A 24,078-nucleotide genomic window follows, 5' to 3' on the forward strand; every position below is an offset into this window, starting at 1 on the left:
ATTTATAATTGATAAATATGTGACCTTTTTATTTATGCTATTAAATAATTTTAGATTTGTAATTAATTATTAATCATAACATAATAAATATTTTATATAATCCCAATAAGATATAACCACAAAAAATTTAATGTAGATCCTAATAGAATTGGAGTATTAGGATTTTCACTAAGTGGACATTTAGATTTTGAAAAAGATAATAGGAATGAGATTTATAAGGAGTTGTTGGTTGCGAAATTTTAGTTGATTACATTCTCATGAAGATAAGAATACTATGAATTAGACTTATACTTTTTAAGCATATTATAAAATAGAAAGAAAGGGTGCTCTTTTGTGTAGTGTTACGTTGATAAAAGGACTGTAGGATTTCTTCAGTAGAAGTTGTTCTATTCTTGCATGTCATTAACTTGCTTAAGGAGCATGCTGGAATGGAACAACTTCTGCTGCTAGAAATCCACAATCATTTTCTCTAGTAACCGGAACAACAGAGCACCCTTTCTTTCGGTAAGTTACCACATAACTTTAAATTATAAGTGATTTTTATTATCTAGTTTCGTTAATTAAACCTTTTCGGTAAGCGTTGAGTAATAGTTTTAAATCTCTAATTTGAGTTTTTAATTCTTGTCCGACATCTGTATCACCAACTTTTTTTCTATCAAGTTTTTCTACTATTCTTCTTGACGATAGTATATCAATTTCATTAGTAAATGCATCTTCAATTGATTTAAAAGGTTGATGAGAGATTAGCTGTAAACCGTAAGAATTATATGTTAATGTATAGCCAGCTAATCCAGTTTCTTTTCTATATGCTTTTGCAAAACCACCATCGATAACTATAAGTTTTCCATTGCATTTTATTGGACTTTCACCAAATTTGTCTTTTACAGGAACATGCCCATTTATTATTCTTGATTCTGAAGGGTTAAGATTAAACTCTTCAAAAATCATATTGCACATTTCTTCAGAATCTCTAAAGTCATAATAAGGATTTTTCTTTTCTTTGTGAGTAGATTTATCTTTAATAAAATATCTTTCAAAAGTAGCCATGTCTTCCTTACCAAAAAGAGATGAGCATGCACCTGTCCATAAGTACCACATTACATCCATTCCATAAAGTTTTTCAGAACTTCCTCTTTTATTGAAATAACCTTCTCTAGCTAAGGAATCAAACTTACCTAGAAGTTTTTTACCTTTATAATCTTTTCCATTAAGGACTAGACTTTTAAAAGATTTATCGTTATTTAATGGTATGCATCCATGAAATAGCAAATTAGAGTTATATGTTAAATATATTCTTCCTTTAGTAAATAGAAATAGAATATGCTTTTGTAATTTATCACTGTTTAAAAATGATACTTGAATTTTATCTATTAATTTTTTTTCTTCACTTGTAAGTTCAAAAGGTTTATCCTTATTTATAGTAGGAAAATTAGTATCATTAAGCTCATAAGTTATTCCATTTAGCGTTATAGTACCAGCTGAATAATCTATTTTATCTAAAAGCAGACGATGTTCCATTTTAAATTCAGGTCTTCTTTTTATAATTTCATATTCAAGCTTAAATTGAATTATTGTTATAGCTTTATGCATTTTTGCAATTAACTCAATTTCAGAATTTCCGTATCCGTTTTCATCAGTGTGCTTAGGAATAAATGATGTACATTTATCATCTTTATAATACTTAAGAGCAAAAGTTGCTAGAGGTAAAAGATTTATTCCATAGATATCTTCAATTACATCTAAATTTGAATACCTAGCTGCTATTCTTAAAACATTGGCGATACATGTTTTATTACCAGAAGCAGCTCCCATCCATAATATATCATGATTTCCCCATTGTATATCCACAGAATGATAATCAATAAGAGTATCGATTATTATATCAGGTCTTGGACCACGGTCATAAATATCACCAATAATATGAAGTCTATCTATAACTAGTCGTTGGATAAGATTTGATAAAGCAATTATGAATTCCTTTGCTCTTTCAATTTCTATTATGGTATTTATTATTCCATCATAATAACCTTGTTTGTCAGTACTATCGCATTCCTCATGTAATAATTCTTCTATAATGTAGCTAAAATCTTTTGGAAGTGCTTTTCGAACTTTTGATCTTGTATATTTAGAAGATACATGCCTACATAACTCAATTAGCCTATATAAATTTATCTTATACCAATCATTTATATCTTTTTCTTCCTTTAAAACGATTTCTAACTTTTGTTCTGGATAGTATACTAATGTAGCTAAGCTTTTCTTTTCTGAAGCCATTAAAGAATTACCAAAGACTTCTTCGATTTTTATTTTAACAGCACCGGAACCATTTTTTAATACATGAACGAAAGGCTCATATTCACCATGAAGATCAGCTAAAAAATGTTCTGTTCCTTTTGGCAGATTAAGAATAGCTTCTAAATTAATTATTTCAGTTGATGCATCTGCAATAGTTGGATATTGCTTTGCAAGTAATTTTAGATATTTTATATTTTGTTCGCAATTTTCCATAATCTCCTCCTTTTATTAATAAGTCTGAATGTAATGTACATTATTTTCGTTCGGGTGATTAAAAGTATATCCATCTCTAAATATATTTTATCCTACATCTATTTTTAATTCTATATAATAATTTGCGAAATAAGGCACAATCCAAAAAATAATAGACCAGTATGCTTGATTATTCCAAGTCATACTTAGTCAGCAAATTTAGCTAATAGACTCACTATGAGCTGAATTCACCTCCTTGCCTGACAAGAAATATGCATCGCATCTTTGGTCTATTATTTTTTGCTTATGCCTAAAAGGAGATATAGGATAATATTTTTAGTATTTTATATAGTTTATTTTTTTATATGCTTTATATAATTTTGCTAGAAAATAATTTAAGGCATATGGACTTGTTATTTATGTGAATGTGCCTAAATACCCTTAGGATTATTATTAAGCAATCCTCTTTCTGCTAAAATATCATAGATAGTTGCAGAGGTTGTATCTTCTAATGTATAACCAAGGATATTAACTATCTTTTCTAATTTTTCTTCAGAAGAAGTTTCTATCTCTAAATAGGGAAATGGACAAAAGCTTTTATCATTTATATCTATTTCAATCAAGGAATCGAAAATTTTATAACTTTCTCTATATTTTTTGTTTGATTCTTTTAAAATTAAACCAAGAGATTTAAATATACCTTCACCCATTATCTTATCATCTATTATAGTTTCATTTTCTTCCATAACTTTAAATCTTTCTTGAGATAGCATTTTTTTTGTTGTCATGAAATATACAATTTTATTATTAAGTCTATCATTTACAGTTCTTATGCGAGCATAACCTTTTTCTTTTAGAAATCTCCCATCTTCAAAATCATAGATATCATTAATTTGATCTTCCATCTTAACTTTTTGTGCACCAGTTGAAATTAAGATTTGTCTTATGTGATCAACATCTATATCAACTATTCGAGTTTCTAATTCTTGCATAAAATATCCTCCTGTAGATTAAAAAATTAGTATTTAGATAGTTTAATCTTATATTATAATTACTATAATTTCTAGTATAGTTCATATATTCAAGTCTTTTTTTTACTAGAATTAAATATTATAATAACTAAGTTAAGACATATTAAAAAATAGGAGTTCATATTTGAGTCTATTTTTGGTATGTCTAATAAATTTAATTGGATGGTGAATCTCAAATGGAATACATAAATGACATTAATATAAATGAAGCAGTTATACATATATTAGATAGCAATGGGGAAGAACCTATTCTAAATGAATATAGTTTAGACTTAGATGAAGATATATATGCTTTTTTATATAAGCATATAGAAAAGTGTTTCAAAGATGACGAATTAAAGTATGGAAGATTTAATCCCGAGAGGAATATAGTTAAAGAAGTAGTTCAAGATTATTTGATTGGAATAACTACAGATTTAGTTGTTTTATCAAAAGAGCTTGCAAGACAATTATTTATAATAATGAAAGGAAACATAAATATTCCAGCTGGAGATTTAATAATAGTATCAATAGTTACAGATCAAGGGCCAATGATAGGAATACTTAAAATGGATTATGTTAAGAATTTTACTCATGAAGTTCAATTTGTAAATGAAAAGATTGGAATTGGGATAGTTCCACAAGTAGCTGGACTGCCAGGAAGTGGACAAAAGATACAAAAGGCTGCTTTTATTAAACCTATAAAAGATGAGGATAATTATAATTTAATGATTTTAGATAAGCAAAAGAGCAGTAATGAAGATGAATATGGAGCAAATTATTTTATTAATACATTTTTAGGTGCAACTATTGTTACAAATGAGAGAGATATGACAAGAACATTTGTCAAAGCGGCTGAAAATTGGACTAGAAAAAATGTTACAGAAGATGCAGGAAAAGCAGAAGAGATTAGAACAGCTATAAAAACTAAATTAAAAGAAGAAGATACTATAAATATAGATGAATTTTCAGCAGAATTGTTTAAAGAACAACCACAGGTAAAAGAAGATTTCTCTAACTATATAAAGCAACAAGGATTAGAAGAAGTTGCAGTAGATAAAACTTGGGTTGATAAAAAATTAAAAAGAGTGAGACTTAATATAGATAAGCAAATAGATTTATATATAAATGAAGAGACTTATCATGATTCAAGTAAATTTGAAATACAAAGAAATGGTGATGGAACTATTAATTTAGTAGTGAAGAATGTAATAAATTACATAGAAAAGTAAACACTAACAAAATTAATAGACAAAAAAATTTATTTTCATGAAAAGTTTGATGGTTTTCTAATGTTTATAACATTAAGAAAAAATAAAAAAGTGCAAAAATAATTAATAATGTAATAAATATATCGTGAAAATATGCCATATTGATATTATTTATGGTATAATATTATAGATTAGAAAATAAAAATCAAACAGGGGGGCTTTTATATGTCAAGAGTATATAATTTTTCAGCAGGACCAGCTGTATTACCAGAAGAGGTGCTCAAAGAAGCAGCAGAGGAAATGTTAGATTACAGGGGGACTGGAATGTCAGTCATGGAAATGAGTCATCGTTCTAAAGCGTTTGAAGGCATAATTGGGGATGCTGAAAAAACACTAAGAGAATTAATGAATATTCCAGATAACTATAAGGTATTATTCCTTCAAGGTGGGGCATCACAACAATTTGCAATGATTCCAATGAATTTAATGAAAAATAAGGTTGCAGATTATATTAAAACAGGACAATGGTCTAAAAAAGCAATAGCAGAAGCAAAAATATATGGAAAAGTTAACGTTATAGCATCTTCAGAAGATAAGAACTTCACATATATACCAGATTTAAAGAATCTAAAGATTTCTGATGATGCAGATTATGTTTATATATGCCACAATGAAACAGTGCATGGACTTAAATATAATGATCTGCCTGAAACAGGAGATAAAGTATTAGTAGCTGATGTTTCATCAGATTTCTTATCTGAACCTATAGATGTATCAAAGTTTGGAATAATTTATGCAGGTGTTCAAAAAAATGCAGGACCAGCAGGCGTTGTTGTTGTAATCATTCGTGAGGATTTAATCACAGATGATGTATTACCAGGAACTCCAACTATGTTAAAATACAAAACTCATGCTGATAATAATTCATTATATAATACTCCACCAGCATATGGAATATATATATGTGGAAAAGTATTTAACTGGATTAAGAATAAAGGCGGATTAGAAGCTATGAAGAAGATTAATGAAGAAAAAGCTTCTATATTATATGATTATCTTGATTCAAATAGTTTATTTAAAGGAACAGTTGTAAAGAAAGATCGTTCTTTAATGAATGTACCTTTTGTAACTGGATCTGATGAATTAGATGCTAAATTCGTAAAGGAAGCTAAAGAAGCAGGATTTGAAAATATAAAAGGCCATAGAACTGTTGGCGGTATGAGAGCAAGTATATACAATGCTATGCCAATAGAAGGTGTTAAAGCTTTAGTAGAATTTATGAAGAAATTCGAACAACAAAATAAATAGTATAAATTATTTAATAAAATATGTATTTAAGGAGAATCAAAAAATGATTCTCCTTTTTTGATAGGAAATATTTAAAATTGAATACTCAACAAGAGAATTTTTATTATAAAAAATAATTTGAGCTTATGTTACATCAGATATATCAGAGTATATAAATTTAAATATATAGAATATACTTTATGTAAAATTGAAAGATAGAAAAAGAATAATTTATATATTTTTGATCTGTATTTTATTAAAATAAATTCCCCAAATTACATATTAAAGAAGATTAAAATTCACAATGAATTTGTGATTATATTTAATGATGACAAGTATTGATGGAAAAATGACAAGTATACTTGACAGGTAAACTAGTGATAAGATACACTAATTATAATGATAATAGAAAGGGAGATATACAATGGATAAAAAGGAAATACTATCAAGAAATAAAAGATATAATAAAAATGAAGAAGATGAAAGAGAGGAATACATTAGTGCTAAAGCTGGAATAAATGCGAAAATCGTTTTTAGTTTAGTTATTGTATTTTTGGCATTTTTTAAGCATTATAATGGTATTTCTACAGGTGATGTTTGGGGAATATTTACGGCATATGCAGCAACAGAGTCATTTTACAAGTATCATTATTTAAATCATACAAAATTTTTAATATCGGGTATTCTTTTTAGTGTTAGCTCTGCAATTTTATTACTTCAATTTATTATTTCGACCTATAGATAGAGAGGAAAGTTATGGAAGAAAAACTAGTTTTACAGAATAGATTAAAAGTTGCTAGAGCTGAAAAAAAATTATCACAAGGAGATTTGGCTGAAATGGTAAGTGTATCAAGACAAACAATAAGTTCAATTGAAACAGGACAATTTTGTCCAAGTGCTAAATTAGCATTATTGATTTGCATAGCATTAGATAAAAAATTTGAGGATATTTTTTATTTTGAGTAATTTATACATGGTAATGATTATTTAAAGAATATAATAAAACAAAGATTAATTAAATGAATTTACTTAATTTGGAGGTAGGATTTTGGATAGAAATAAGAGTACAAAAAGAGAGAAGCTAGTTATAAATAAATTTTTAAAAGAATGGGTATTGCCGATAGTTAGTGCCATAATATTAGCATTGTTAATTAATAAATTTTTATTTTTTAATGTATATGTACCAACAGGTTCGATGATTCCAACAATAAATATAAATGATAAAGGATTAGTAAGCATAGTACATGATGCTCAAAATTTAAAGAGGGGGGACATAATTGTATTTTACTCAAATGAATTTAATGAAAACTTAGTAAAGAGATTAATAGGGCTGCCAGGAGATAAAATAGAGATAAAAAATGGAGCAGTATTTGTAAATGGAGAAGAATTAAAAGAAGATTATGTGAAAAATAAAGATAAATATAATGGAACATTTGAAGTACCAAAAGGAAAGTATTTCTTCCTAGGAGACAATAGACCGGATTCAGCAGATTCGAGATACTGGAAGGATCCGTATGTAGATGCTTCTGATATAAAAGGAAAGTTCCAGTTTGTATTCTATCCATTTAAAGATTTTGGGCTATTAAGCAATAAATAAATATATAAATAACAATAAATTAAATTTATAGTAAAATTAATTTATTGTTATTTATTTCAACATACTTGTATTATTAGGGAAATATATATTAGTATGTATATGGTTAAATATGATTCAGTCATACATTGCTTAGTTTAAATGTAGATTTAATTTTTAGTAATGTTATATGTTAACTTAAAGAGAGCATTATATTTTGGGAAACAAGGTATGCATTTAATTTTTAATATTATATAAATAAGCAAGCTAGCATTTAAGTTTATACTTTGAATGTATAACTAAAGCTAGAAATTAGGAATATGTTTTTGTGAAGCATTTCGTTAGGAAGTTTTATGGAACAACTAGATACTTAGCATATTGATTTATAATGAATTGTTAGTTGTGAAATTTTGTTTAATTAAATTAGCATATAGATACACAAACTACGAACTAGATTTGAACTTTGAAATATATTTTATCATAGAAAGAAAGGAAACTATTTTACGTAGTGTTGCGTTGATAATTTGGTTGTAGGTATTTCTTCAGCAGGAGTTGTTCCATTTTTGCTTGTCACAAGCTTGCCTTGGGAGCATGCGGGAATGGGTACAACTTCTGCTGCTAGAAATCCACAGCCAAATTATCTAGCAACCGAGTAAAATAGTTTCCTTTCTTTCGGTTGATTACCACATAAGCCTAGATCCTAAGTTGTTTATATATAATAATTAATTATTTCATTAATTTAACAAGTACAGCTTTTTGTGCATGTAATCTATTTTCAGATTCATCAAAGATAGAATCTGCATGTTCTTCTAAAACTTCAGCTGTTATTTCTTCACCTCTATGAGCAGGTAAACAATGAAGTACCATTGCATTTTTATTAGCAACAGCCATTAATTCTTTATTTATTTGAAAACCTTCGAAAGCCTTGGCTCTTAGATTATGTTCTTCTTCTTGTCCCATGCTAGCCCAAACATCTGTAATTAATACATCAGCATCTTTTGCAGCTTCAAATGGAGAAGTAGTTACAGTAAAATTAACACCTTCTTCTTCAGCGATTTCCCTTGCTCTATTTAAGTATTTGTCAGATGAAGTGTAATCTTTTGGTGATGCAACTGAAAAATTCATTCCAACTTTTAAACAACCAATCATCAAAGAGTTAGCCATGTTATTGCCATCGCCTATAAAAGCAATTTTTAATCCTTCAAGAATGTTTTTATTTTCTCTTATTGTCATCAAATCAGCTAATACTTGGCATGGATGTTCATCATCTGTTAATCCATTAATAATTGGAATTGATGAATACTTAGCTAATTTTTCGATTTCTTCTTGAGAAAATGTTCTGATCATTATACCTTGTATAAATCTTGAAAGAACTCTTGCAGTATCTTCAATTGGTTCGCCACGACCTATTTGTAAATCACGATTACTTAAAAATAAAGCATTTCCACCTAATTGATACATACCAGTTTCAAAAGAAACTCTAGTTCTAGTAGATGATTTTTCAAAAATCATTCCTAGACTTTTACCTTTTAAATGAGGATGTTCAATACCATGTTTTTGTTCATATTTTAATTGATCAGCTAAATTTAATATATCTAAAATATCTTCTTTAGAAAGATCATCCATCTTTAATAAATCTTTTTCCACAAAAATACCTCCACTAATGATTATTTGTTTTTATCTCTTTAAGGCACAATCAAAAAAATAACAATTCCATCTGCCAAGCCTATTTTGCATCATGCTGCGTTAGCGGATTCCTCTAATAGCCCGCTATGAGACAAATCCACTTCCTTGCCTGGTGCAAAATAATCATGGCATTTTGGACTTGTTATTTTCTTTCATGTGCCTAATCTTGTATATTAGATAAAACTTCAAGAATAATATCTATACCAGTTTTTAATTCTTCTTTTGATATAACAAGTGGTGGAAGTAATCTTACTACATCTTTACCAGCTGTTAAAACTAGCAAACCTTTTTTTATTGCTTCTTTTTGAACTAATGAAGGAGCACATTTTACTTTTATTCCCATCATTAATCCTAAACCACGTACATCTACAATTTGAGGATTTTTAGATTCTTCTAAAAGTTCTTTTACATATGCACCCTTTTCAGCTATGTCTTCAAAGGATTTTTTATTGCATAGTTCATCAAGAACAACTAAAGCACCTGCACATACTACAGGGTTACCACCAAATGTTGAACCATGATCTCCAGGCTTAAACACATCTTGAACTTTAGAAGAGCAAAGTACACCCCCTATAGGAAGACCAGCACCAAGACCTTTAGCTACAGAAACTATATCAGCTTCAACATCAAAATTGTTATATCCGAACATTTTACCAGTTCTTGCTATTCCGCATTGAACTTCATCAAAGATTACTAGCACATCTTTTTCGTTGCATATCTTGACAACTTGTTGAACAAAATCCTTATCTAAAGGAACTACGCCGCCTTCTCCTTGAATTGCTTCAAGCATTATAGCACAAACATCATTTGTTAATTTATCTTTAAAATCTTCTATATCATTCGCTTTTACATAATTAAAACCTTCAGTAAAAGGGTAGAAATACTGATGGAACTTTTCTTGTCCAGTTGCTTTTAAAGTAGTTATAGTTCTACCATGGAATGATTGTATTAATGTAAGAACTGTACTTCTTCCATTACCATATTTATCGTAGCTATATTTTCTAGCTAACTTAATTGCACCTTCATTTGCTTCAGCACCTGAATTAGCTAAAAATACTTTTTTCATATTTGATTTTTCAGTTAATTCTTTAGCAAGTTTTACACTTGGTTCTGTGAAGAATATATTTGAAGCATGTGCAAGAGTTTTTAATTGATTAGTAGTAGCTTCAATCCATTTTTGGTTTCCATAGCCTAAACTACTAACACCAATACCACTTGTAAAGTCTAAGTATTTATTTTCATCCTTATCGTAAAGATAAACTCCTTCACCGTGAGTTATTACAGGATCTAAACGTCCATAGCTATTTACAATATGTTCTTTTGCTTCATTAAAATCATATGACATAAAATTGCCCCCTTTTTAAATTAGTTATCAGTGAAAAGTTAACTATTAATTGCTAACTTTTTACTGATTAATAGATCATTGTTCCAATTCCTTCATTAGAGAATAACTCTAAAAGAATAGAATGAGGAATACGTCCATCAATAATATGTGCTTTTTCAACACCCATTCTAATTGCTTCAACGCAACAATCAATTTTAGGAATCATACCACCTTTTATTACGCCTTCAATGCATAATTTAGGAATTTGATGTAATCTCAAAATGCTAAGTAGAGAAGAAGTATCTTTTGGATCCATTAAAACTCCAGGAACATCAGTAAGTAACATTAATTTTTCGGCTTTCAATGCAGCAGCAATTTTTGCTGCACATATATCTGCATTTATGTTATATGGTTTATTATCATCTTCTCCTAAGGCAACACTACCAACAACAGGAATGTAACCAGAATTCATAGCCATCTTTAAAACTTCTATATTAACTTTAGTTATTTCGCCTACGTAACCTAAATCTACATCGGTTTTTATTTTCTTAGCTTTAAGAAGAGAACCATCCATACCACATAGTCCAATAGCTTTTCCGCCAAATTTCTCGATTAAAGATACTAAGTTCTTATTCACTTTTCCACCAAGAACCATTTGAACTACATCGATTGTTGTTTCATCTGTATATCTTAAACCATTGATAAACTTGCTTTGTTCACCTAATCTATTTAAAAAATCTGAAATGTCAGGACCACCACCATGAACTACAATTGGTTCAATCCCAACACATTTCATTAAAATAATATCATTTATTACAGTTTCTCTAAGTTCATCACTTATCATTGCGTTTCCACCATATTTTACAACAATGGTTTTACCGTAATATTGTTGTATATAAGGTAAAGCATGAACTAATATTTCAGCTCTTTCATTATGATTCAAATTAAAACCCCCATTCAAATTCAGTTTATAGTTAAGAAGTAAGAGTTAGGCACAATCAAAAAAATAACAAGTCCATTTGCCAAGCCTATTTTGCATCAAAGGAAGCTCGATTCGCATACGGTCACTGAGTAAGCGAACATCATCAAATCATAGATTTGAGATGTCTGCTCACGTTAGCGTATTCCTCTAATAGCTCGCTATGAGACAAATCCACTTCCTTGCCTGATACAAAATAATCATGGCATTTTGGACTTGTTATTTTCTTTAATGCGCATTAACAGTGAAGGAACAAACTCATTATTAATTAAAAAAGTTTCGTGGAAATCTCATCCTCAACTGTTAACTGATCATTATTAACTTTTAACTGATTTAACTTCTATAATCACCGTTAATTTTTACATATTCATAGCTAAGGTCGCAGCCCCAAACATAAGCACTGGAATCACCTAAATATAAATTTACTTTAATAATAATTTCTTTTTGGCTTAAAATTTTTTTTGCCTTATCTTCGTCAAAAGGAAGAGGACTGCCAGCTTTACAAACATCAATTGAACCAGCACTGCTTTCAAATGAAACATCGACTTTTTCAGGATCAAAATCAATATTTGTATATCCTAATGCACAAAGAATTCTTCCCCAGTTTGCATCGCTACCAAACATTGCTGTTTTTACTAAGCTAGAATTAATTACGCTCTTTCCAAGAACTACAGCATCTTGTTCATTAGCGGCACCTATGATTTGACATTCTAATAACTTTGTTGCACCTTCACCATCTTTAGCGATATTCTTAGCCATAATGGTATTTAATGAAGAGAGTGCTTCAACAAAAGCATTATAGTTTTCATCTTTTTCAGTTATTGTAGAATTTTCAGCTAATCCATTAGCTAGCATTAACACCATATCATTAGTACTTGTATCTCCATCAACACTGACTCTGTTATAAGTTACTTTAACAATTGTTTGCAACGCTTCATTTAGCAATTCTGGTGATATAGAAAGATCAGTTGTTATGAATGAAAGCATTGTTCCCATATTTGGCTCAATCATACCAGAACCTTTAGCCATTGCCCCTATAGTTATCTTTTTATCACCTATATAAAATTCTAAAGCTAATTGTTTTTTAAATGTATCAGTTGTCATGATAGCAGAAGAGGCATCATCAAAACCATCTTTTGATAATTTTTCAGTAAGTAGTGGTATACCATTTTTAATAGCATCTATATTTAAAGGAACTCCAATTACTCCTGTAGATGCAACTAAAATATCATCTGCTTTTAAATTTAATTCTTTAGCTTGAAGAGTTGTCATTTTCTTAGCTTTTTCTAATCCGTCATTTCCATTACAAGTATTTGCATTACCACTATTAATTATTATTGCTTGAGCTTTTTTATTAGTTAAATGCTCCTTGGTTATATAAATAGGAGCGCCTTTTACTTTATTTTTTGTGTACATTCCAGCTGCCGCAGCTGGTACTTCTGAATATATTAAAGCTAAATCCTTTTTTAAATCACTTTTCTTTAGTCCGCAATGTATTCCAGAAGCTAAAAAACCGTTAGGAGCTGTAACTCCGCCATCTATATATTTTATATCCAAATGTATAACCCCCTTAAGTCACTTGATAAAATATGAAAATCTATTAATAACTGTTAATTCTTAAATGATTAAAATGCTGGTGCAATTAAGTTTAAGCCTTCTGTTTCATCAAAACCTAAAATTATATTCATATTTTGAATTCCTTGTCCTGCAGCACCTTTAATCATGTTATCTATTGTACTTACAACTATAATTTGATCTTCTCTATGATTTAAATGTAAAGAAATATAACAATCGTTTGATAATCTTACATTTTTAATTGAAGCAATTTCACCAAGAGGTAAAATATTAACGAAAGGTTTATCTTTATAGAACTCTACATATAATTTATAAATTTCTTCAAGATTTACCTTATTTTTTGGTGTACAGTAAATAGTTGAAAGTATACCCCGGTTTATTGGAAGTAAGTGAGGAGTGAAAGTTATGCTTACTTTATCATTTGCCATAACAGACAGAGTTTCCTCAATTTCAGGTGTATGTCTATGAGCTCCAACTTTATATGGAGCAAATGTTTCATTTTCTTCAGGAAAATGAGTATTTAAAGCCAAACTTCTTCCTGCACCAGTGGTTCCAGACTTAGAATCACAAATAATGCCATCTAATTTTATTAATGAATTTTTAAGTAATGGCATTAATCCTAATTCTATAGTTGTTGGATAGCAACCAGGGTTAGCAATTAAAGAACAGTTTTTGATTTTTTCTTTATTTAATTCAGGAAGACCATATACGCTTTTTGTATGTAATTCAGGTTGTGAGAATTTTTTACCATACCATTTCTCATAATCATCTTCATTTGATAATCTGAAATCTGCTCCCATATCAATACAAATTTTATTATTTTCAATTGCTTTTTTTGCTATATCTTCACTTAATCCATGAGGAAGAGCAGTAAATATAACATCACATTTTTCAACTACGTCATCCATAGAGTTACAAATTAAATTTGTTTTATTTAAAAAAGTTTTATATACATTACTAATTTCTTGTCCTTCAAAAGAAACTGAGCTCAAAGCTGCAACTTCAACTTTAGGATGAGATAATAATAATCTTAGAAGTTCAGCACCAACATATCCTGTAGCACCGATTATTCCTACTTTAACCATTTTTATGTTATCCCCCTTAATTTTAATTAATAATAACAAACAATTAAAATAAAAAGTATTAAGTTTGTATAAAAGTATATTTTTCAATATTATTGAAAAATATACTTTTTATTGTTTGCTATTGAGTTTTAAAGAAATAATATTAGATGTTTTCTTTGAACTCTTTTATAAAATTATCTAATGCACTAATTTGCATTTTAACTGATTGTGTAGAAGGTCCACCAATAACTTTACGTTCTTCTACACAAGTTAGTAAATCTATTGCATGATATATATCATCTTCAAAAATAGGAGAGAAGTTTTTAAGTTCTTCAATAGTTAATTCTTCAATCATTTTGTTTTGTTTTATGCAATCAAGAACTATTTCCCCAACTACTTCATGAGCGTTTCTAAATGCCATACCTTTTTTTACTAAGTAATCAGCTACATCAGTAGCATTAGTAAATCCAAGTCCTGCACCTTTTCTCATATTATCTTTCTTTACTTTCATTGTTTTAATCATTCCACAGAAAGTTTTAAGTGAAAGAGTAACTGTATCTAATCCATCAAAAAGAGCTTCTTTATCTTCTTGCATATCTTTGTTATAAGCTAGAGGGATTCCCTTCATTACAGTTAAAAGAGTTATAAGATCTCCATAAACTCTACCAGTTTTACCTCTAACTAATTCTGCAACATCTGGATTTTTCTTTTGAGGCATAATACTACTTCCAGTACTATAACCATCATCAAGTTCGATAAAGCTAAATTCATTAGTACACCAAAGAATTATTTCTTCTGAGAATCTTGATAAATGCATCATTATAATTGAAAGACAAGAAAGTGTTTCAATTACATAATCTCTATCAGAAACAGAATCTAAACTGTTTAATGTAACTTTTGAAAAACCAAGATCACGAGCAACAGCTTCTCTGTCAATAGGATAAGTTGATGTTGCTAATGCACCTGAACCAAGTGGCATTTCATCAACTCTCTTATAGCAATCGCTTAATCTTCCAAAATCTCTTTTAAGCATTTCAGCATATGCTAAAATATGATGAGCAAATGTTATTGGTTGAGCTTTTTGCATATGAGTGTATCCTGGCATTATTGTATCTATGTTTTCATTAGCTTTTTCTAAAAGAACTTCTTCTAAAGCTATGATATCTTGTTTAAGAGATAAGATGTATTTTTTCAAATACAATCTTAAATCTAATGTTACTTGGTCATTTCTACTTCTACCAGTGTGAACCATTTTGCCACATTCACCGATGTAGTATGTTAAAGTACCTTCAACAAAACTATGAATATCTTCAGAAGTTTCGTCAATTTCAATAGCTCCGCTATCAAGTCTTTTTAATATTTCAAGAAGACCAGAAGTTATTTTTTGACTAGCTTCTTTTGGAATTATATTTTGTTTTCCAAGCATTGAAGCATGAGCAAGACTTCCTTCGATGTCCTCTTTATACATTCTTGAATCAACATTTATAGAAGAATTAAAATCATTAACTAATTTGTCAGTGCCTTTTTTAAAACGTCCGCCCCAAAGCTTCATTATTATACTTCCTCTTTCTTAATTTTTTCTTGCATTTTAGCGCTTACAACTGTTGGAAGACCAAATAAATTAATGAATCCAGCAGAATCCTTTTGATCGTATACGCCATCTTCTCCAAAAGTTGCATATTCTTCGCTGTATAATGAGTATGGACTAGTCATACCAGCATTGACAACATTTCCTTTGTATAATTTTAATTTAATTTCTCCTGTAACTGTTTCTTGTGTCTTAGTAACAAATTCAGATAATGCTTCTCTAAGTGGAGTAAACCATTGTCCGTTATATACTATATCAGCAAATTTTAAAGCTATTTGTTCTTTATAATGAGATGTTTCTTTATCTAAGCAAAGTTCTTCTAAATCTTTATGAGCTTTGTATAGGATAGTTCCGCCTGGAGTTTCATAAACACCCCTTGATTTCATGCCAACAAGTCTATTTTCAACCATATCAGTAATACCTATAGCATTTTCTCCACCAATTTTATTTAATTCATCCAATAACTCAACGCTGTTCATTTTTTTACCGTTTAATGCAACAGCTATTCCTTTTTCAAAAGTTAATGTAATATAAGTTGGTTCATTTGGAGCAGCTTCTAATGTTTTAGAAAGTTCCAAGATTTTATCGTATTGTGGTTCATTTTCAGGAAATTCTAAATCTAGGCCTTCGTGACTTAAATGCCAGATATTTTTATCCTTACTATAGTTTGTTTCACGATTAATTTTTAATGGAATATTTTTAGCTTCTGCATAATCTATTTCATCTTCTCTTGATTTAATATCCCAAATTCTCCAAGGAGCTATTATTGGCATTTCTGGAGCAAATGCTTTAACAGCCATTTCAAATCTTACTTGGTCATTTCCTTTACCTGTACATCCGTGACAAATTGCATCTGCACCTTCAGCTTTAGCAATTTCAACCAATCTTTTTCCGATTAATGGTCTAGCGAAAGATGTTCCAAGTAGATATTTACCTTCATATATTGCACCAGCTTGAATAGTAGGGAATATATAATCATCTACAAATTCTTGAGTTAAATCTTCTATATATAATTTTGATGCCCCTGTTTTTATTGCTTTTTCTTGTAATCCGTCTAATTCATCCTTTTGGCCTACATTACCACATACAGCTATAACTTCGCATCCGTAATTTTCTTTAAGCCATGGAATTATAATTGATGTGTCTAAACCTCCTGAATAAGCTAAAACTACTTTGTTATATTTTGTCATTTTAAAAGCCCTCCTATATATAAAATATAAATTATAATTTTCGTAAGTGATTTGTTATTTATAATTATACAATTTAAAAATGAAATAATCAAGTAAAAAAAGTAATTTTATTCATAAATAATAAAAAAATATACAAAAACACATTAAATATGCATAAGTTATTAATTTTTATGCATATTTAATTGCAGTATAAAATTAAACTAAAGTGAATAATTATGAAATTGAAGTATATTTATTGATTGCAATAAGACTTAACTATAAATAGCTAGTTTAATCATCCCTTAGAAAATATTTTCTAAGCTTGACATCTGTAATTTTTTTATATGTTCAGTATTATGTTTTACTAAATGTAAAGAAGTATGAGCTTCTGTTTCATCATTATGAACTAAATATGTAGATAATCTCACGGATTCATTCAGTAAGTTATCAAATTCTTGATGACTAAGGTAGAGCGATGTTAATATATTTTTTTCATTAATACAATTAAGTAATTGAAGAGAACCATTATATGCCTCTTCCATCTGACCACTTGTAATTTTAAGTTCTATATCTTCTGCTTGCATTTCAATATTATCACATAGGCTTAGTACAGAGCTGTTTAGAAAATATACGCATATCATGGTTAAGATAAATAAAGTTATTGATAATAGTGCATTTCTCATTTTGTATACTCCTTCATACTGGTCTATTATTTTTTGATTGTGTCTCATATTTATCAAAAAGCTGATATTTAAATTTACCTTCTGTATCATATAAAGCAATAAGCACATGTTTGATTGACATAATGTTATGATTTTTAAGTAAATTAAGTATCCATTTCTCGTCTTTATTCATAGAAGTTAATGAATTTTTGTTAATTTTGCCATCTGATATTAATACTTTTGGTAATTTAACTTCTGTGCTTGGTGAACTATTAGAAGAAGTCGAATTAGATTTTTTTGAAGAATTATAATCTGCAGGTAAGATTGATATTTGTCCATCATTTTCCAATATGGCGTATTGAATTTCATCAAGATTAAAATAATTTGCAAGTCTCAATTCTTCTAGTAATTCATCTATGTTTAATTGCTGTCTTTTTAAAGTTGGATAATTAATTTTTCCGTTATAAACTAATATACATGGTTCTCCATCTACAAATTTTCTTGTAGATTGAAATTTTAATCCAATAAGTGTTAAAAGTGTTTTTAAAAATAACAAAGTTATTATGGGGATAATTCCGAGTAATAATGGCAATCGTGTATCTTGCATGGGCAAAGAGGCCAAATCAGAAATCATAATAGTTATTACAAATTCATAAGGTTGAAGTTCACCTATTTGTCTTTTTCCCATCAATCGCATGGTTAAAACAACTAATAGGTATAAGATTGCTGTTCTAATGGATACTACAAACATAAAAAAATCACCTCGCAAAAATAATATTTGCAAAAATATAATTAATATTCAGATAAAAAATACTTTTATCCTTTTTAATAGAAAATGTATATAATATATAGGAAACCATTTAAATATTCAAACTATAAGCAACACTATACAAAAGGATGATTCTATTTCTACTTTTGGATATATATTTAAATCATAAATCCGATTTATAAACTTTTTATCCATATTGTAGAAGTGTTAAAACATTTAAACAATTACGAAAAACATAGTTAAAATATTTTTGTTCAAAGAAGCAATTATTTATAAGCTATGTTGAAAATAAAGAATTATACAATAAGGCACATGAACTTGTTATTTTTGAATGTGCCTAAAAAGTAAGATACATTTAAACTTATATTAATTATTAGAAGAAAGGATTTTAAATTATATGATAAATAAAGATTTTAACCTAAAAGATCCTAGTGTTAAGGCTAAAAAAGGAATAACATTTTATAATTTAATTCTGAGCAATTGCAAAGATAAAATTAAAGAAGTAGCTATATGTAAATTAAATGGGAGATACTATGAGTTAACGGAGACAATTAAAGAAGATGGAAATGTAGAATTAATAGGATTTGACACTGAAGAAGGAATAAAAATTTATACTAGAACATTACAGTTTATTTTTATTAAAGCAGTTTTAGATTTGTTTCCAAATTCGGAAATTACTATACAACACAGTATAAGTAAATCAATATATGGCGAAGTTCATAAGGAAGAGTCTTTAAGCCCAGAGGATATAAATAACATTAAAAAAAGAATGAAAGAAATAATAGATAAAGACATTCTTATAAAGAAAGTTAAAACGTCTAAAGATGATGCAATAAAAATCTTTAAAAATTATAAAATGGAAGATAAAGTTAAACTATTTGAATATAGTGATATTGATGATTTAAATCTATATAAACTTGAGGAAAGATATGATTATTTCTATGGTTCTATGGCATATTCGACAGGAGTAATAAAAACTTTTGATTTAATTAATTATGAATCGGGATTTATTTTACAAAATCCTAAAAAAGAAAACTTAAATGTTATTCCTAAATTCAAGGAACAAAAAAGTTTAACTAAGATTTTTATTGAAACAGAAAGATGGCTTAATATATTAGGAATTGGTGAAGTTGGCACATTAAATGAAAAAGTAATTAATAATGAACTTCAAAGTGTAATTATGGTTTCAGAAGCTCTTCATGAAAAGAAGATAGCTAATATTGCTGATGAAGTTTTAAAGCATAAGGATGTGAAAATAATATTGATTGCAGGGCCTTCTTCATCTGGTAAAACTACCTTTGCTAATAGATTGAGTGTACAATTAAGAGTGAATGGACTAATACCTATTCCGTTATCTTTGGATAATTATTTTTTAAATCGTGAAGAGACCCCTAAAGACGAAAATGGAAATTATGATTATGAATCTATTAATGCATTGGATTTAAAATTACTAAATTATGATTTAGAAAAACTTATGACAGGAGTGGAGGTAGAACTTCCAATTTATAATTTTAAGACTGGAGAGAAAGAGTGGAAAGATTATAGGGTTAAAGTTCCTCATAATGGAGTGCTTATTCTTGAAGGAATTCATGGATTAAATCCTAATTTAATATCTAAAAAATTAAATAATAATATATTTAAGATATATATATCAGCACTAACTCAATTAAATATTGATAATCATAATAGAATCTCTACAACTGATTCAAGAAAAGTTAGGAGAATAGTTAGAGACTCTTTATCAAGAGGATATGGAGCAGAGGATACGCTCAAGATGTGGCCTGCTATAAAAAAAGGAGAAAGTGAAAATATTTTTATTTATCAAGAGGAAGCTGATGTGACTTTTAATTCTACATTAGTGTACGAACTTGGAGTATTAAAGCCTTATGCGTTAAGAGAATTAGAAAAAGTAAAGTCAGAAAGTCCAGTATATTCGGAAGCTATAAGATTGAAAGCATTTTTAAACTTTTTTAAAGAAATTGATATTGATGAAGTACCAAAGAATTCTATATTGAGAGAGTTTATTGGTGGTTCTTGTTTTTATGAATATTAAAATCAAATATAATATTAATAGAAAAATTTTTACCATACCACAAAATTATCATTGGTATGGTAAAAATTTTTTATTTAAGTATATTCAAATATATTACATTAAATAAAAGATAAATTAATGTAAATAAATTTAATATTCTAATATAACTTGAAATAGTATTAATGTTCTCTGTGAGTTTGAGGTTATGTTACCTATTACCCATATTGTTTCGAAATATTTATTTTAATTTCAATTAATGTAAAAATAAAGGGCAATATGATATAATTAAGTATAAAAATATTTATTTATATCGTAAAATGTGGCGAAAATATTTTTTTAGAAGGAAGTGAATATAAATGAATCTATTAAAAAATATGAAGGTGAGAGTTAAGTTAATCTTATCATTTTTAATTGTAGCAATTTTAATTGGTATAGTGGGAGGAATAGGAATTCAATCACTTAAAAATGTAGATAACAGTGCTCATCAAATGTATGATAATAATCTTAGATGTGTTTACATATTAACGCATATGGAGCAAAATCTTACTGAAGTAAAGGGCGATTTGTTACAATTATCATATGTAAAAGATTCTTCTCAAAAGGATTTTTTAGAAAAAAACATTCAAGAGAATACAGATGAAAATAATGAATTAATTAGTGAATATGAGAAAATACCTATGGGGGAAAAAGAAAAACAAGCATATGAAGATTTTAAAAGTTATTTGCAGCAATATAAATCATTAACAGGAAATATTATTAAAGTTTTAGATGCAGAAAATTTTGATGAGGCAGATAAGCAATATATTAATATGTCAAAAACTGGCGACATGATGTTTGATGGTTTAGAGAAATTAATACAAATAAATTTAGATAGTGCTAAACATGCAAATGAAAATATTAATTTAATATATAAAAAATCAAACATGATTATGAGTATATTAAGTATTGCTGGTCTTATAATAGCAGTTGCAATAGGATTAATATTATCAAATGACATAAATAAACCTCTTCAAAGAATGAGATTATATGGTAAGAGACTTGCAAATTATGATTTGTCACATGAATTTAAAGTTACAAGAGGTGATGAATTTGGAGAAACAGATAAATGGCTGATTAAGGCACAAAGTAATATTAAAGAGCTTATAGAAACAATTATGAAAAATGCTCAAAATATGAATGATTCTTCAGATGAACTTTCAGCAACTGTAGAAGAGTTATCATCAAAATCAATTAGTATTAATGAAGCTGTAAATCATATTGCGAATAATATGGAAAAAGCTAGTACTGGAACAGAGGAGATAAGTGCATCCATTCAAGAAGTAGACTCAAGCATCACTGAACTTTCGGAAAAGGCTATGGAAGGAAGTAATAATGCTTTAGGAGCTAAGGAAAGATCGACACAAGTTAAAAATGATAGTAAAAAAGCTATTGAAGAAACTAAAAAAATATATGATGAAAAGCAAAAAAATATGATAAAAGCTATTGAAGATGGTAAGATAGTTGAAAATATTAAGGTAATGGCTGATACAATAGCTAGTATAGCAGGACAAACTGATTTATTGGCACTTAATGCAGCAATAGAAGCGGCTAGGGCTGGAGAACATGGAAAAGGATTTGCAGTTGTAGCAGAGGAAGTTAGAGCTTTATCAGAACAATCAGCGGAAGCGGTAAAGAATATTCAAAGGACTATAGTTGATGTTCAAGCAGCATTTAAAAATAGTATTGCTACAGGAAGTGACATACTAGATTTTATTGATAAAGATGTTAATAAACAATTTATTGCATATGAAAAAACAGGTGATCAATATTATGAAGATTCTGATTTTGTAAGCAAAATGTCAGATGAAATTGCAGCTATGTCAGAAGAGGTTAATGCTACTGTGGGACAAGTAAGCGAAGCTGTACAAAATATGTCAGAAACAGCTCAAAAATCTAATGAACAAGTAGAAACAATAAAAGAAAGTATAAATGAAACTACTCAAGCTTTAGAACAAGTAGCAACAACAGCGCAAGGTCAGGCAGAACTTGCTGAAAAACTTAATGAAATAGTTCAAAAGTTCAAAATATAATTTAAGCTTTTGTGTTAATTTACCGAAATAAAGAGTACTATTTTACTTGGTTGCTATATAATTTGGGTATGGATTTCTAACAGCACAAGTGGTATCAATTCCAGCATACTCCTTAAGCAAATTAAGGACATGCAAGAATGGAACAACTTTTACTTAAGAAATCCTATAGCCGAATTATAAACGCAACACTACGTAAAATAGTATTCTTTATTTCTAGTGCAGAATATATTTTAAAGTTTATGTATAGAAATGTGTGATAAAATCTATTTTATAAAATAAATTATGAAAGAACTAAATATTTAACTTATGCTTTGAATATATATTCAAAGCATAAATAGAGGTTATGCTTTTGTGTAGCGTTACTTTAAAAAATTTTGATAGGTATGCTTGTTAAATTGTAAGTTGTTCCACATGTGCTTGTTCACAATATGTTTGTGAGGCAAACATTGTAGGTACAACCTGCAATCTTAGACAATCCATCAAAATTTTTAGTAACGAAAACAAATGCATGACCTCTATTTAGGTTAACTATCTCATAAGTTTACATTATACTTTGTTTATTTAAAAATATATATTTTTTAGAACTAAATTTGTGTTATTATTTTAGGGAGTAACAAAGAAGTTTTGTTAAGGCACAATCAAAAAAATAATAGACCAGTATGCTTGTACATTTTATGTCATACTGTGTCAGTAAACTCAGCTAATAGAGCAACTATGAGTAGAATTATCTTTTCTGTCTGATAAGAAATATGCATCATATCTTTGGCTTATTATTTTTTGCTTATGCCTAATTATGCTAACTAAATAAGATGAAGAGATAGATATAAGGAAAAAACTAAAGGAGATAGTTGTTAAGATGAAAGGTATAGGAGTATTTGATATTTTAGGACCTATTATGATAGGACCATCAAGTTCACATACAGCAGGAGCAGCAAGACTTGGAAAAATTGCAAGAAGTATAGCTGGTGGAGATGTTATAGAAGTAACATTTTTATTACATGGTTCTTTTGCAAAAACGTATAGAGGGCATGGAACTGATAGAGCATTAGTTGCAGGAATATTAGGTATGGAGCCAAAGGATGAAAGACTTAAATATTCAATGGATATAGCTAAAGAAAAGAATATAAAGTTTTCATTCCAAGAAGCAGATTTAGGTGATGTTCATCCTAATACAGTAAAGTTTATTATGCAAACGATAGATGGAAAGCATTGTGAAGTTATGGGATCATCTATTGGTGGTGGAAATATTAGAGTTTGTAAAGTTAATGGTATTGAAGTGGATTTTACTGGAATGTATGAAACATTAATAGTTGCACAGAAGGATGCACCAGGAGTTATAAATAGCGTAAGTCATATACTCTATAGTGAAAATATAAATGTAGCCTTTATGAAAGTTTTTAGAGATGGAAAAGGGCAGGAAGCAACAATGATTTTTGAAATGGATAATAAAATTAATGATAAAATAATAGAAAAGATTAAGAAAATAGAGCTTGTGAGAAATGTTATTTCTATAAGTCCAGCTAAAGAAGATTAATTTATGAATGTATGTTACAAAGACAATTATAATTCTAATGTTAGGTGTTTAGAAAATTA

20 protein-coding genes are annotated in these 24,078 nt (G+C 28.4%); 9 read left to right on the forward strand and 11 right to left on the reverse strand.

Going from position 1 to position 24,078, the window contains the following annotated elements; genetic code table 11:
- Positions 1 to 543 precede the first annotated feature (543 nt).
- Both CLSA_RS03445 and CLSA_RS03450 read right to left on the reverse strand, forming a co-directional pair.
- Entirely contained in the window at positions 544 to 2,508 is a 1,965-nt protein-coding gene (locus CLSA_RS03445; RefSeq protein ID WP_022744006.1) for a fructose-bisphosphatase class III, read from the reverse strand.
- A 410-nt stretch (positions 2,509 to 2,918) separates the two neighbouring features.
- On the reverse strand, positions 2,919 to 3,479 hold the full coding sequence (locus CLSA_RS03450) for a class IV adenylate cyclase (protein ID WP_022744007.1): 561 nt from the start codon (positions 3,477 to 3,479) through the stop codon (positions 2,919 to 2,921).
- A gap of 215 nt (positions 3,480 to 3,694) precedes the next feature.
- On the opposite strand from CLSA_RS03450, the gene CLSA_RS03455 reads away from it, so the two are divergent.
- The 6 genes from CLSA_RS03455 to CLSA_RS24185 all read left to right on the forward strand — a co-directional run bounded on the left by CLSA_RS03455 (position 3,695) and on the right by CLSA_RS24185 (position 8,224).
- Positions 3,695 to 4,729, forward strand: coding sequence for a nucleoid-associated protein (locus CLSA_RS03455; protein WP_022744008.1), 1,035 nt, complete (start codon positions 3,695 to 3,697; stop codon positions 4,727 to 4,729).
- Positions 4,730 to 4,933: 204 nt separating this feature from the next.
- Positions 4,934 to 6,016 carry a 3-phosphoserine/phosphohydroxythreonine transaminase gene (gene serC / locus CLSA_RS03460; protein ID WP_022744009.1) on the forward strand — a complete coding sequence of 361 codons (1,083 nt, stop codon included), beginning with the start codon at positions 4,934 to 4,936 and terminating at the stop codon, positions 6,014 to 6,016.
- Between the two features lie 403 nt (positions 6,017 to 6,419).
- Positions 6,420 to 6,740 carry a DUF6442 family protein gene (locus tag CLSA_RS03465; protein WP_022744010.1) on the forward strand — a complete coding sequence of 107 codons (321 nt, stop codon included), beginning with the start codon at positions 6,420 to 6,422 and terminating at the stop codon, positions 6,738 to 6,740.
- Positions 6,741 to 6,751: 11 nt separating this feature from the next.
- Complete coding sequence (locus CLSA_RS03470; RefSeq protein WP_022744011.1) at positions 6,752 to 6,961, forward strand: helix-turn-helix transcriptional regulator; 210 nt, start codon at positions 6,752 to 6,754, stop codon at positions 6,959 to 6,961.
- A gap of 82 nt (positions 6,962 to 7,043) precedes the next feature.
- A complete protein-coding gene (gene lepB, locus CLSA_RS03475) occupies positions 7,044 to 7,592 on the forward strand; it encodes a signal peptidase I (protein ID WP_022744012.1) in 549 nt (182 codons plus the stop codon).
- 500 nt (positions 7,593 to 8,092) lie between these two features.
- The gene (locus tag CLSA_RS24185) at positions 8,093 to 8,224 is read left to right on the forward strand and encodes a hypothetical protein (protein WP_022744013.1); all 132 of its coding nucleotides are present in this window, start codon (positions 8,093 to 8,095) and stop codon (positions 8,222 to 8,224) included.
- A 70-nt stretch (positions 8,225 to 8,294) separates the two neighbouring features.
- On the opposite strand, the gene argF is transcribed toward CLSA_RS24185, so the two are convergent.
- The 9 genes from argF to CLSA_RS03520 form a co-directional block, all read right to left on the reverse strand.
- Positions 8,295 to 9,215: an ornithine carbamoyltransferase gene (argF, locus tag CLSA_RS03480; protein WP_022744014.1), complete on the reverse strand. Its 921-nt coding sequence runs from the start codon at positions 9,213 to 9,215 to the stop codon at positions 8,295 to 8,297.
- A gap of 199 nt (positions 9,216 to 9,414) precedes the next feature.
- The gene (locus CLSA_RS03485; protein ID WP_022744015.1) at positions 9,415 to 10,599 is read right to left on the reverse strand and encodes an aspartate aminotransferase family protein; all 1,185 of its coding nucleotides are present in this window, start codon (positions 10,597 to 10,599) and stop codon (positions 9,415 to 9,417) included.
- A gap of 67 nt (positions 10,600 to 10,666) precedes the next feature.
- Positions 10,667 to 11,521, reverse strand: a complete 855-nt coding sequence (gene argB / locus CLSA_RS03490) for an acetylglutamate kinase (RefSeq protein WP_022744016.1) — start codon at positions 11,519 to 11,521, stop codon at positions 10,667 to 10,669.
- Between the two features lie 369 nt (positions 11,522 to 11,890).
- Positions 11,891 to 13,114, reverse strand: coding sequence for a bifunctional glutamate N-acetyltransferase/amino-acid acetyltransferase ArgJ (gene argJ, locus CLSA_RS03495; RefSeq protein ID WP_022744017.1), 1,224 nt, complete (start codon positions 13,112 to 13,114; stop codon positions 11,891 to 11,893).
- 68 nt (positions 13,115 to 13,182) lie between these two features.
- Positions 13,183 to 14,217 carry an N-acetyl-gamma-glutamyl-phosphate reductase gene (argC, locus tag CLSA_RS03500; protein WP_022744018.1) on the reverse strand — a complete coding sequence of 345 codons (1,035 nt, stop codon included), beginning with the start codon at positions 14,215 to 14,217 and terminating at the stop codon, positions 13,183 to 13,185.
- A gap of 142 nt (positions 14,218 to 14,359) precedes the next feature.
- Positions 14,360 to 15,748 carry an argininosuccinate lyase gene (gene argH, locus CLSA_RS03505; RefSeq protein ID WP_022744019.1) on the reverse strand — a complete coding sequence of 463 codons (1,389 nt, stop codon included), beginning with the start codon at positions 15,746 to 15,748 and terminating at the stop codon, positions 14,360 to 14,362.
- Between the two features lie 2 nt (positions 15,749 to 15,750).
- Entirely contained in the window at positions 15,751 to 16,974 is a 1,224-nt protein-coding gene (locus CLSA_RS03510) for an argininosuccinate synthase (protein ID WP_022744020.1), read from the reverse strand.
- Positions 16,975 to 17,255: 281 nt separating this feature from the next.
- On the reverse strand, positions 17,256 to 17,636 hold the full coding sequence (locus CLSA_RS03515; protein WP_022744021.1) for a DUF4363 family protein: 381 nt from the start codon (positions 17,634 to 17,636) through the stop codon (positions 17,256 to 17,258).
- Between the two features lie 13 nt (positions 17,637 to 17,649).
- Positions 17,650 to 18,366, reverse strand: coding sequence for a DUF421 domain-containing protein (locus CLSA_RS03520; RefSeq protein WP_022744022.1), 717 nt, complete (start codon positions 18,364 to 18,366; stop codon positions 17,650 to 17,652).
- A gap of 415 nt (positions 18,367 to 18,781) precedes the next feature.
- Between CLSA_RS03520 and CLSA_RS03525 the strand changes: the two genes are divergently transcribed.
- From CLSA_RS03525 to sdaAB, 3 genes are all read left to right on the forward strand, one after another.
- The gene (locus CLSA_RS03525) at positions 18,782 to 20,437 is read left to right on the forward strand and encodes a nucleoside kinase (protein WP_022744023.1); all 1,656 of its coding nucleotides are present in this window, start codon (positions 18,782 to 18,784) and stop codon (positions 20,435 to 20,437) included.
- Between the two features lie 335 nt (positions 20,438 to 20,772).
- Positions 20,773 to 22,485, forward strand: a complete 1,713-nt coding sequence (locus tag CLSA_RS03530; protein ID WP_022744024.1) for a HAMP domain-containing methyl-accepting chemotaxis protein — start codon at positions 20,773 to 20,775, stop codon at positions 22,483 to 22,485.
- A gap of 856 nt (positions 22,486 to 23,341) precedes the next feature.
- A complete protein-coding gene (gene sdaAB / locus CLSA_RS03535) occupies positions 23,342 to 24,019 on the forward strand; it encodes an L-serine ammonia-lyase, iron-sulfur-dependent subunit beta (RefSeq protein ID WP_022744025.1) in 678 nt (225 codons plus the stop codon).
- Positions 24,020 to 24,078: the final 59 nt, after the last annotated feature.

The sequence above is a fragment of the Clostridium saccharobutylicum DSM 13864 genome, from assembly GCF_000473995.1.
GTDB lineage: Bacteria > Bacillota > Clostridia > Clostridiales > Clostridiaceae > Clostridium > Clostridium saccharobutylicum.

Coding starts and splice junctions, on each gene's coding strand:
- CLSA_RS03445 (WP_022744006.1), bottom strand. CDS start 2,508: ATGGAAAATTGCGAACAAAATATAAAATATCTAAAATTACTTGCAAAG.
- CLSA_RS03450 (WP_022744007.1), bottom strand. CDS start 3,479: ATGCAAGAATTAGAAACTCGAATAGTTGATATAGATGTTGATCACATA.
- CLSA_RS03455 (WP_022744008.1), top strand. CDS start 3,695: ATGGAATACATAAATGACATTAATATAAATGAAGCAGTTATACATATA.
- serC (WP_022744009.1), top strand. CDS start 4,934: ATGTCAAGAGTATATAATTTTTCAGCAGGACCAGCTGTATTACCAGAA.
- CLSA_RS03465 (WP_022744010.1), top strand. CDS start 6,420: ATGGATAAAAAGGAAATACTATCAAGAAATAAAAGATATAATAAAAAT.
- CLSA_RS03470 (WP_022744011.1), top strand. CDS start 6,752: ATGGAAGAAAAACTAGTTTTACAGAATAGATTAAAAGTTGCTAGAGCT.
- CLSA_RS03485 (WP_022744015.1), bottom strand. CDS start 10,599: ATGTCATATGATTTTAATGAAGCAAAAGAACATATTGTAAATAGCTAT.
- argC (WP_022744018.1), bottom strand. CDS start 14,217: ATGGTTAAAGTAGGAATAATCGGTGCTACAGGATATGTTGGTGCTGAA.
- argH (WP_022744019.1), bottom strand. CDS start 15,748: ATGAAGCTTTGGGGCGGACGTTTTAAAAAAGGCACTGACAAATTAGTT.
- CLSA_RS03510 (WP_022744020.1), bottom strand. CDS start 16,974: ATGACAAAATATAACAAAGTAGTTTTAGCTTATTCAGGAGGTTTAGAC.
- CLSA_RS03515 (WP_022744021.1), bottom strand. CDS start 17,636: ATGAGAAATGCACTATTATCAATAACTTTATTTATCTTAACCATGATA.
- CLSA_RS03520 (WP_022744022.1), bottom strand. CDS start 18,366: ATGTTTGTAGTATCCATTAGAACAGCAATCTTATACCTATTAGTTGTT.
- CLSA_RS03525 (WP_022744023.1), top strand. CDS start 18,782: ATGATAAATAAAGATTTTAACCTAAAAGATCCTAGTGTTAAGGCTAAA.
- CLSA_RS03530 (WP_022744024.1), top strand. CDS start 20,773: ATGAATCTATTAAAAAATATGAAGGTGAGAGTTAAGTTAATCTTATCA.
- sdaAB (WP_022744025.1), top strand. CDS start 23,342: ATGAAAGGTATAGGAGTATTTGATATTTTAGGACCTATTATGATAGGA.